General features: G+C 53.6%; 10 protein-coding genes. 7 read left to right on the top strand and 3 right to left on the bottom strand.

Features of this window, described 5'->3' with window-relative positions:
• Positions 1 to 326: 326 nt before the first annotated feature.
• Genes HMPREF0372_RS20585 through HMPREF0372_RS20580 form a run of 3 tightly spaced genes read right to left on the bottom strand, consistent with a single transcriptional unit; the run spans position 327 to position 1810 of the window.
• Entirely contained in the window at positions 327 to 440 is a 114-nt protein-coding gene (locus tag HMPREF0372_RS20585) for a DUF4368 domain-containing protein (RefSeq protein ID WP_080568026.1), read from the bottom strand.
• A 22-nt stretch (positions 441 to 462) separates the two neighbouring features.
• The gene (locus tag HMPREF0372_RS09500) at positions 463 to 1440 is read right to left on the bottom strand and encodes a recombinase family protein (RefSeq protein WP_050810487.1); all 978 of its coding nucleotides are present in this window, start codon (positions 1438 to 1440) and stop codon (positions 463 to 465) included.
• Positions 1427 to 1810: a hypothetical protein gene (locus HMPREF0372_RS20580; protein ID WP_007491462.1), complete on the bottom strand. Its 384-nt coding sequence runs from the start codon at positions 1808 to 1810 to the stop codon at positions 1427 to 1429. Before HMPREF0372_RS20580 ends, HMPREF0372_RS09500 begins: the two co-directional genes overlap by 14 nt.
• Before the next feature lie 582 nt (positions 1811 to 2392).
• On the opposite strand from HMPREF0372_RS20580, the gene kal reads away from it, so the two are divergent.
• From kal to HMPREF0372_RS09465, 7 genes are all read left to right on the top strand, one after another.
• The gene (gene kal / locus HMPREF0372_RS09495; protein ID WP_009259558.1) at positions 2393 to 2782 is read left to right on the top strand and encodes a 3-aminobutyryl-CoA ammonia lyase; all 390 of its coding nucleotides are present in this window, start codon (positions 2393 to 2395) and stop codon (positions 2780 to 2782) included.
• A gap of 74 nt (positions 2783 to 2856) precedes the next feature.
• Positions 2857 to 4938 carry a sigma 54-interacting transcriptional regulator gene (locus tag HMPREF0372_RS09490; RefSeq protein ID WP_007491459.1) on the top strand — a complete coding sequence of 694 codons (2082 nt, stop codon included), beginning with the start codon at positions 2857 to 2859 and terminating at the stop codon, positions 4936 to 4938.
• Positions 4939 to 5124: 186 nt separating this feature from the next.
• Entirely contained in the window at positions 5125 to 6159 is a 1035-nt protein-coding gene (gene kdd, locus HMPREF0372_RS09485; protein ID WP_039997124.1) for an L-erythro-3,5-diaminohexanoate dehydrogenase, read from the top strand.
• A 28-nt stretch (positions 6160 to 6187) separates the two neighbouring features.
• A complete protein-coding gene (kce, locus tag HMPREF0372_RS09480; RefSeq protein WP_039997123.1) occupies positions 6188 to 7006 on the top strand; it encodes a 3-keto-5-aminohexanoate cleavage enzyme in 819 nt (272 codons plus the stop codon).
• Between the two features lie 218 nt (positions 7007 to 7224).
• A complete protein-coding gene (locus HMPREF0372_RS09475) occupies positions 7225 to 8145 on the top strand; it encodes a TRAP transporter substrate-binding protein (protein WP_207635680.1) in 921 nt (306 codons plus the stop codon).
• Positions 8146 to 8331: 186 nt separating this feature from the next.
• Entirely contained in the window at positions 8332 to 8787 is a 456-nt protein-coding gene (locus HMPREF0372_RS09470) for a TRAP transporter small permease (RefSeq protein WP_198948368.1), read from the top strand.
• A 2-nt stretch (positions 8788 to 8789) separates the two neighbouring features.
• A complete protein-coding gene (locus tag HMPREF0372_RS09465; protein ID WP_007491450.1) occupies positions 8790 to 10106 on the top strand; it encodes a TRAP transporter large permease in 1317 nt (438 codons plus the stop codon).
• The last annotated feature ends 63 nt before the right edge of the window (positions 10107 to 10169 follow it).

Raw genomic sequence — 10169 nt, 5'->3', positions numbered from 1 at the left:
CGCGGGGCATTGCCCCGCGCCTCTTTGCTCCGCCTGCTGTTTGCCTTAGTGCAGGCCGTCCGCCGGTCAACACTTGAGCAGCAAATGCGTCCAGCAATAACCGCGGCGGCCGCCAGCAGAAGGGCCGCTGGCGGTGCTCATGCGGCGTACCCCTTCCAAGCGCTCCGTCACCTTCGCAGACATATCCGCCCCCGCCTTTTGAAGTATGCTGGACATAGATGTCCATAGGGTCTGACTCTTTGCCTTTGAACAAATAATCCGTTGTTACTCCGAAGATCTCACTCAGCCGAATTATTTTTTCACTGTCCGGTAAACTCTGGTCCGTTTCACGCAGTTAAAAAGATGGTGTCAACGGCTTGGTCGATGTTGCCAATGAAGCGATAGAAAATCTCGATTTTCTGTACCCGTTTTCCCTCGCTGTCCTTTACCGCCTCATGGATAAGGCTTTTTCAAGCAAGGTAATCATACTTCTGCGGTCAGCTCAGACAGGTCGGCATATTGCTTTACCAAAGCAAGCCATTTTTCAATGTTTTCCGTCTGTTCCCGTGCGGCTTCAAGCTGTGTATTCAAGACCAGGATTTTAGTCTCCAGCGCCTCCTGCTCCTGCTGGTACTTTTGGGAGAGCATAGAGAAGTTCCGGGCGGTCATGACCTCCGCGGTCCTGTCCTCATATATCCGGGCTATCAGGCTGTCCAGCTCGGCAAGACGTTTTTCCGCCCGCTTTTTCTCCGCCGCCGCCCGTCTGTGCTTTGCCTCCTGTCCACTGTTGGAGGGCTTCAAAAGGCGGGCGGCTATGGCTTTCTCATTCTGATGGACCGCCTTAATCCAGAACTGCAAACGGGAGAGAACATAGGGATAAAGAACATCATAGCGGACATAATGTGCGGAACACTGATTGCCGAGTTGTCCATAGCGGCTGCAATCGTAATGCCTGTATGGTTTCTTGATCTGGCGTTTTGTCCTGAAACGCATAGACCAGCCACAACCGGCGCATTTGAGAGGCCTGGAGAAAATTTGTGTTGTCTGGTCCTTCATATAACGGCGGCGTGTGGCGATCTGTTCTTGCACACGGTCAAAAACATCTTTCGAAATGATCACCTCATGAGTCCCCTCGACACGTACCCACTCGCTGGGGTCCTTGCGGATACGCTTCTTATTTTTGTTGGAGATATTTGTTTCCCGGTAATGGACCGAATTTTCGATGTAGGTTTCATCCTCCAAAATGCTTTTGACCTGGGCTATGGTCCAGGCGTAGGCTTTTCCCTCCGGGGCGTTGGCGTAGATGTTTGCAAATGTCCCTTTGCGCTGATAGTTCAGCCAGCCGGGGGTGGATCCCTTCTCTTGCGTCAGTACCTTGGAGGTTTTAGCGGCTCCCACCCCACGCACCGCAAGGGCATAAATTTTTTCAATTATCCAGCGGGTATCCTCAGCAATCAGCAAATGGCATTTTTCCTCCGGGTCCTTGCGGCAGCCAATGGGCACATAGGCGAAAATCCTTTGTCCTTTGGCAAATTTGGCCTTGAACGCTGATTTTACCTTGCGTCTGAATGAGCCGAACCAGTGTGGGGCGATCCACTTCTTCCAGCTGAGCATAATCCTGCATCATGTTCAGCCACTCGTCTACGGACTGTTCTTTTTCCCGCCTGGCAGACAGCAGTTCGCAAAGTACCTTACGCCGCTCCTGCTTTGCGGCTCGCTCTACTTCATAGCCATTCAAGAGCTGGACACACAGGTTTTCCGGGACGCGTCCCATGACCTTATCCCCGTAAGCGGACTGCACCAGCCTGTCCAGTTCCGGCAGCCGCTTCACGTTACCTTTACTCCATAAAACAGGCGGCCGTCAAAACTCTGGCCCCCCATATTTCAAAGTACAAATCTTTCAGCAGCAGACCGGATCCTGGCCACGCTCCACCGTCTCACCCCGAAAGCAATGCCCGCGGTATTTCCAGATGCCGGGCATATCGCGGCATCGCTCGAAAGTAACGTAGCTCGCACGCCACCGACTGGTTTTCGGGTCTTCCCGATGACTATGCCCCCCCCATTTATGCGCATGCACTCGAGAGAAAGGCCAACAATTTATCGCTTCGTCCACCATGGCTCCCACAACATAGTCTCTGGGCTTTGCAGTCTCATAACGGAATGTCTTTGCGGTGAATATTTCCAACTCAGCACTAATTCATCCAGGCCTTTATTTTCTGTAAAAATCTCAGAATCCGTTAGATTATATCAGCCGTATTATGCATCTAAAAATATATTGTTTTTTGTGCTATAATCCCCTGTGACATACTTCCAGCACCAAGCAGAGGACACATTGAGTAACAGTTGGTATTAAAATTGCTATACACTATTTCCAGAGGGGGCGTTGTCCCTCAAAAGAAAGGAGACTAAGTTTATGGAAAAGTTTGTTTCTGAACTGCGCGTAAGAATGTCTGCCAAAGATGCACACTATGGTGGAAATCTGGTAGATGGCGCACATATGCTGCACCTCTTTGGCGATGTGGCTACCGAACTGCTGATCCGCTGCGACGGCGATGAGGGGTTGTTTTGCGCATACGACAATATAGAGTTTCTGGCTCCTGTTTACGCCGGAGACTACATCGAAGCGAAGGGCGAGATCACTTATATCGGAAATACGTCCCGCAAGATGACCTTTACCGCGTACAAGGTCATTACAGCTAGGCCGGACGTAAGCGCTTCAGCGGCCGACGTTCTGGATGAGCCGGTTTTGGTCTGCCGAGCCAGCGGCACCTGTGTGGTCCCAAAGAACTGCAAGCGGAAATAAACAGTTGCCGGACGGGTCCCCAATGGGGCCCGTCCGCTTTCTATCAAATTAAGCGACAGAAGAGGGCATCTATAATGGATAGCTTTGGGCTAGAACGATCTATAGAGCCGCGGCACGCCCTGGCCCAACAGGCGTGGAAAATAGATAATACGATGACGCTTCGGTCGGACGAGGTTCTCATCGACGTCAAAATCATCAATATCAATTTGGCCAGCTTCAATGAAATTCTGGACGAAACAGGCGAGGATAGAGCCTTGCTGTGTCAACGCGTTTTAGAAATTGTCCGCGAGCGGGGAAAACTTCACAATCCGGTAACCAACAGTGGAGGAATGTTATATGGCACCGTGGTGGAGTTAGGTCCCAGCTACCCAAATATTTACCATATCCGGCCAAAGGACGAGATCATATCTCTGTCCTCCCTCACGGTAACCCCTCTGCACATTACGCAGATCCTCCGCATTGACTACGAAAGCGCCCAACTGGAGGTAGAGGGTCAGGCCATCCTATATGCCAACTCTCCAGTCGTCAAAAAACCGCCGGACTTGCCCCTGCGAGCCGTGATTGCAGCTATGGATGAGGCTGGCGCCCCTACTCGCTCCTATCAGATCGTGCAACCTGGGCAGGATGTACTGATACTCGGTGCCAGCGGCCGCATCGGTCTGATGTGTGGCTATGCCGCTAAGGATAAGATGGGCTCCAGCGGACGGCTTGTAGGTATCGTGCGAGATCAGGAAAGCCGTATTCAAATGGAACCATGCAGCGTGTTCGACGAGGTGTTGGAACTGGACGCCACCAACTTGAGCGCTTTTTGCGGCACTCCACACGCGGAGATCATTCAGCGCTTTGATGTAGTCATCAACTGTATCAACACAGCAGACACTGAGGCTGCAAGCCTATTGGCAGTCAAAAACCATGGGACCATATACTTTGCCACCATATGCTGCGACTATAAATTCGTGGCGCTGACCGCAGAAAGTATCGGCAAAGAGATTCAGGTCATCCCTTACACAGGCTTTTTGGAGGGACACGCAGACTACACTTTGGGTCTAATGCGCAGGTTCCCGCAAATGCAGACAGACATCCAGCGCGGGATATGCGGTGTGCCGGAGACTATCTCTATCCCGAACTCGGACGAAACACCGCACGCAAAGAGTGAAGCGGACGAGGACTGTGCGAGCGGATATATCTTCCATAGCCTGGAGGCCAAGGCCACTCTGCGCCAGGCGCTTAAAGTTGCCCGCTATACCTCCAACGTCATGATCTATGGCGAATCCGGTGTTGGAAAGGAAATTATTGCCAGAATTATTCATCAGAACAGCGAGCGAAAAAGCTTCCCAATGGTCAAAATCAACTGTGCCGCGATTCCGGAGCATCTGCTGGAGTCGGAACTGTTTGGCTACGAAAAGGGTTCCTTTACCGGAGCAAACATCAAGGGGAAAATCGGCCTCTGGGAAGCTGCACAGAACGGCACTCTATTCTTGGACGAGGTGGGCGAGCTTCCCCTTACTTTCCAGGCCAAGTTGCTGCGCGTGATCCAAGAAAAAGAAATTGTTCGTGTCGGTGGGCTAACTCCCATCAAGGTGGATGTACGGATCATCGCTGCCACCAACCGAAATCTAGCTCGCATGGTGCAGGCCGGGGAATTCCGAGAGGATCTTTACTACCGGCTGAACGTCTATCCCATCACTGTTTTGCCTCTGCGCATGCGCCGGGCAGACATCATCCCCTTAGCCAAATACTTTGTAGAGCGATACAACCTGGAATTCGGGCTTCAAAAGTCGCTAGGCGCAAAAGCACTGGAATTTCTGGAGAACCAGTCCTTTCGCGGAAATATCCGCGAGTTGCAAAATCTGATCCAGCGGTTGATGATTATGACAAATAACCGGATCATTGAGGCGCGGGACGTGCTCCAAGTCCTCTCCATGGACAGCGTGGAGCCGCCTTCTGTAGCAGCAGCCGTTCCATCTCCGGATTTTCACAAGCAGACCACCGGCGGTTCTCTGAAGGAAATGTTGAGCCAGCGGGAACGGGAAATCCTCCAGTTATACCAGCAACGGTACAAGTCCACTCGAAAGATTGCCAACATGCTGGGGATTAGTCAATCCTCTGTAGTCCGAAAATTAAATCTGTACGGTCTTCAATCGGAAGAGAAGTGAACCTTTTTTGAATCACAAGCGAACCATAAATTGATCGTTCGATCAATTTATGGTTCGCTCTTCTGTTAATGGACTTCGAATTCCCGTTTCACTAAAGATAAAACTAGTAAAAATATCAAAAAATGAGTTGGCACGCAGCTTGCAGTTCAAAAATATAGTATTTCGCTACAGAAAGGAGACTCTACCATGCGAGGAGATCCATACGGAAGCCATCGTGTCATTTCCCCCAAAGGATTGCTTCCGCAGGCAGCAGAACGGGTGGACAACTCCCCCACTATTTGTTCCAATGAGATTCTGATCGACGTCATCGCGCTTCAGCCAACGGCCACAGCCTTTGGCCGCATCAAGCAAGAGTGTGGCGGCGATGTGAACCGGATCGCCCAGGAGATCCAGAAGATCGTGGACGAGCGCGGGAAGTTCCAAGACCCGGTAACAAAATCTGGCGGTATTCTGATCGGTCGCATCAAGGAGATTGGCGCCGATCTGGCTGGCTCTACAGACGCCCAGGTGGGCGATAAGATCGCCACTTTAGTGTCCCTGTCACTCACTCCTCTAAAAATTAATGAGATCACGTCTATTGACGTGGACACCGAGCAGGTCTTTTGTAAAGCCAGCGCCATACTGTTCGAGAGCGGCATTTACACCAAGCTTCCGGAGGACCTTGGCGACCAGCTTAGCCTGGCGTTGATGGATGTGGCCGGTGCCCCGGCCCAAGTCGCAGTCCACGTCAAGGCGGGAGATACCGTGGTAGTGGTGGGTGCCGGCAAGGCCGGGCTTCTCTGCCTGGCGGAGGCTAAAAAACGGGTAGCTCCCACTGGCAAGGTGATCTGCATGGAATATTCCCCCCGGCAGTGTGAGATTGTGCGTAGCCTGGGCATTGCGGACGTTGTGCTGGAAGCCGATGCCAAGAAGCCTCTGGAGGCCCTGGATATTTACCAGAATGCATTGGGTGACCAACTGGCGGACTTCACGGTCAACACCGTGAGTGTACCTAACACGGAATTGGCCACGGTGCTTGTAACTAAAGATACGGGAATGATCTACTTTTTCAGCATGAGTACTGATTTTGCCAAAGCGTCTCTGGGGGCCGAGGGCATCAAGAAATATGTGCCCATGCTTATCGGAAATGGATATTACCCCGGCCATGCCGAAATTGCCTTTGACGCTGTGCGAAGGGAGGAGAAGCTACGAGATTCCTTCACAAAACGCTACTGCAAATAAAATTTGTTTAAGAAAGGAAGTGAGAATGATGGAAAAACTCATCATTACCGCAGCCATCTGCGGCGCGGAGGTCACCAAGGAAAACAGCCCCGCTGTCCCCTACACCGTGGAGGAGATGGTACGAGAGGCCAAGAGCGCGTATGATGCGGGCGCGGCGGTCATTCATGTGCATGTCCGTTGGGACGACGGCACCCCCACCCAGGACCGGGAACGGTTCCGCGTAGTGCTGGAAGCCATCAAGGCGGCCTGTCCTGGCGTCATCCTGATCCCCTCCACTGGCGGCGCCACCGGCATGACCCCGGAGGAGCGCCTTCAGCCCACCGAGCTCTTCCCCGAGATGGCCACCCTGGACTGCGGCACCTGCAACTTCGGCGACGACATCTTCGTCAACGATATGCCTACCATGCGGGCCTTTGGTCAGCGGATGATTGAGAACCGCATCAAGCCCGAGTATGAGTGCTTTGAGATCGGCCATCTGGACACCATCCTGAACATGGCCAAGAAAGGCCTGGTGCCCGGCGCCCCCATGCAGTTCAACTTCGTGCTGGGGGTGTCCGGCTGCACCCCCGCCACGGTGGGCAACCTGAATTACTTAGTCAAGCAAATCCCCTCCGGCTCCACCTGGACCGTCACCGGCATCGGCCGCAGCGCCTGGGACATGGCCGCCGCCGGCATCGTAATGGGCGGCAATGTCCGCGTTGGCTTTGAGGACAACATCTACCTGGGCAAGGGCCACAAGGCCGCCTCCAACGGTGAGCTGGTGGCCAAGGTGGTACGCCTCTCCAAGGAGCTGGGCCGCGAGATCGCCAACCCCGGCGAGGCCCGCAGGATCCTGTCCCTGGCCTAAACGGCGAATGTCTGCGGCCTATCCGCTGAAAGATAGAACCATCTGCAATGAACAGGAAGGAGAGAACTATGAAACGGAAAAAAATTTTAGCGCTTACTCTCGCGGCAGCCATGAGCCTGGCTCTTTTCTCCGGCTGTAGCCGCCCCAGTGCCAGCAGTGGCGGTAATGATAACCCCTCTGCCAACAACACTGGCAGCACTAGTTCTGAGGAACCCATTGTGATCAAAATTGGCCATACCGACTCTGATACGCGTTCCACTCACAAGTGGAGCGTTTGGCTGGGCGAGTGGCTGGAAGATCAGGCGCCCGGCCGTTTCAAAGTGGAGGTTTACCCCAATGGCCAGTTGGGCGACTCCCCCGACATGGTGGCCGGTGTAAAGCTGGGCACTCTCACCATGGAGTTCGACCTATCCTCCGTGGTAAGTTCCGTGTCCGGACCCGCGACTAGCGCGGTAGACCTCCCCTACCTGTACCCCACCTATGAGGACTGGGTGCAGGGCACCTTTGAAAATGGCGGTCTGGAGCTGTTTAACGAGACCTTGGCCCCCTCCGGCTATTACTGCGTTGGCATGTTCTATAATGGAATGCGTCAGGTGATCAGCCGCACCAGTACCTACCACAATTCCGAGGATCTGCATGGCCAGAAGATCCGCGTGGCGCAGAACGATCTGGACATCAAGACCTGGGACGCTATGGGCGGCAGTCCTACCCCCATGTCCTGGAACGAAGTGCTGACCTCCCTCTCCACAGGCACCATCGAGGCACTTGACCACTCCTTGGGTGTGTTCAATGACTTCAACATCCATGAGATCGCGCCCTACATCACCATTACCAACCACGCAAGCTCCCCCTTCCCCATTGTGTGCTCCCTGGAATGGATCGAGTCCCTGGATCCTGAGGACCGGGCGCTGATCGAGGAGGGCGTGGCCTTGGCCTGCGAGCAGCAGCGCGAGGAGGAGCGCGCCAACGAAATGGAGTATATTGATCGCTTCAAGGAGGAAGGCGCCACTGTGGAGGAGCTCACTGATGAAGAGGTCGCTGCTTTCAAGGAGGCCGTGCAGCCTGTGTATGACGATCTGCGTGCGCAGATCGGCGACGATCTGATGGACCGCTGGCTAGCCACCGTTCCCCAGAGCTGACCCTAGAGGAAACTATATATAGGCCCGCCTAAGCCATCGGTACGGCCTGGTTGGGAACCTATAATATGCTGTAGAGAGAGGGGGGAAAAGGTGTATTTCAGTGATACATCTAATTTGTCTATGAATTCAGCAAAAAAACAGATTTTTTCAATCCTAAATCACATTGAAGAAGTCATCATCGTCTCCATGTTTGCCTTGATGGTCATCATCATTTTCGTCCAGGTCATCATGCGGAAGGCCGGCAATTCTCTGTCCTGGTCGGAAGAGCTGGGGAAATTCCTGTTTGTATGGATCTCCTGGATGGGCATCAGTCTAGGTCAGCGGGAAGGCGAGCATATTAAAATCACTATGCTCACGGATCGGCTGCCTTTCCGCTTGGCCCAGATCGTCAACATCATTTCCGATATCGTCGTGATTATCATCTGCGCCGTCATCTTCTACTATGGCGTGGAACTGGTGGTCGCTCAGGGCAATGTGCCCTATGCTGGCATCAAGATCAGCACCTCCTGGGGCTACTTGGCGGTGGTGCTGGGCTGCGGACTGATGATTCTCCGCACACTGGTGAGCATCAAGCGCTCTGCCCTCACCCTCATCAATGGCGAATTACCCGCTGACACCAAGGCCCGGGAAGGAGGGGATTAAGCATGGATGCAATCATTGTCCTGTTGATTTTGCTGTTTGTCCTGCTGGCGATCGGTGTGCCTGTGGGGTTCGCCATTGGCGGCGCAACCATGATCTCCATGTTTTTCTTCTCGGATCTGAACATGGTGGTCAACGCACAATACTGCTATTCAGGTATTTTCTCGTTTACGGTCATGGCCATCCCCTATTTCATGCTGGCCGGCACCATCATGTCCACTGGCGGTATCGCCCGGCGGATCGTGGACTTTGCCTCTGCGCTGATCGATTTTGTGACCGGCGCCCTGGGGTGCGTTTCCATGCTGGCCTGCATGTTCTTCGGCGCCCTTACCGGCTCCGGCATGGCCACCACCTCTGCCATCGGCGGCATGATGATCCCCGAAATGAAGCGCAAGGGTTATGATTCCTCCTACGCCGCCACTCTGGTCTGCTTCGGCGGTATCGTGGGGCCCATCATTCCGCCCTCCCTGTCCTTTGTGCTCTACGGAGCTTCAACCAAAACCTCCGTGCCTGATCTCTTCAAGGCCGGTATCATCCCCGGCGTTATGATCGGCCTGGTATTTTTGATGGTAAACATCATCATCTGCAAGCGCACTGGCACCGAGGTCCACAAACCCGAGCTTGGGCCCGTCGGAGAAAGGATTCCCATGATCCAGTTCTGGAAAGAACGGCTACACCGGGTAGGCAAGGCCACCAAGGACGGGTTCTGGGCTCTGCTCTCTCCCTTTATTATCCTAGGTGGCATCTACTCTGGCTTCTTCACTCCCACTGAGGCCGCCGCTGTCTCCGTTGTGTACTCCATCATCGTGTCCCTGTTCGTGTACCACGACATGACTTGGAATGACCTGTATAAAACTTTTGTGTCCGCCGCTGTCCTCAACGGCGTTACTTCCTTCCTGCTGGGCACCTCCACAGTGTTCTCCACCTTCATGACCTTCGAACAGGTCCCCCAGATGATCACCAACTTTATGGCCAATCTGTCCGACAGCCCTGTAGTGTTGTTGCTGGTCATCAATGTGTTTCTGCTGATCGTGGGCTGTTTTCTGGATACCGTGCCCGCCATCATCATCATCGCGCCTATGCTGCTGCCTACCATTCAGGCGTTCAACATCAATCCCATTCACTTCGGTGTTGTCATGTCGGTAAACCTAGCTGTTGGTCTGTGTACGCCTCCTTATGGCTGCAACCTCTTCGTGGGTGCGGCCGTAGCCAAAATCAAGATGGAGAGCATGCTCAAATGGGTCGTACCATTTTTCCTGGTCTCCTGTGTATTGCTGTTGATTTTGTCCTTTGTTCCAGCGCTCTCTCTTGCATTTGTCTAGCTTTCCCCCTCCTGACATGCGAATCCGATAGAGAGGGACGGGCCTCCGCTTTTGCGGAGGCCC

This window comes from Flavonifractor plautii ATCC 29863 (assembly GCF_000239295.1).
GTDB classification, from domain to species: Bacteria; Bacillota; Clostridia; order Oscillospirales; family Oscillospiraceae; genus Flavonifractor; species Flavonifractor plautii.
This window is presented reverse-complemented; position numbering and strand designations above follow the sequence as displayed.

What these genes read in the sequence shown, in the direction of transcription:
- HMPREF0372_RS09490 (WP_007491459.1), top strand. Translation starts at nt 2,857, where the DNA reads ATGGATAGCTTTGGGCTAGAACGATCTATAGAGCCGCGGCACGCCCTG.
- kce (WP_039997123.1), top strand. Translation starts at nt 6,188, where the DNA reads ATGGAAAAACTCATCATTACCGCAGCCATCTGCGGCGCGGAGGTCACC.
- kal (WP_009259558.1), top strand. Translation starts at nt 2,393, where the DNA reads ATGGAAAAGTTTGTTTCTGAACTGCGCGTAAGAATGTCTGCCAAAGAT.
- HMPREF0372_RS09465 (WP_007491450.1), top strand. Translation starts at nt 8,790, where the DNA reads ATGGATGCAATCATTGTCCTGTTGATTTTGCTGTTTGTCCTGCTGGCG.
- kdd (WP_039997124.1), top strand. Translation starts at nt 5,125, where the DNA reads ATGCGAGGAGATCCATACGGAAGCCATCGTGTCATTTCCCCCAAAGGA.
- HMPREF0372_RS09470 (WP_198948368.1), top strand. Translation starts at nt 8,332, where the DNA reads ATGTTTGCCTTGATGGTCATCATCATTTTCGTCCAGGTCATCATGCGG.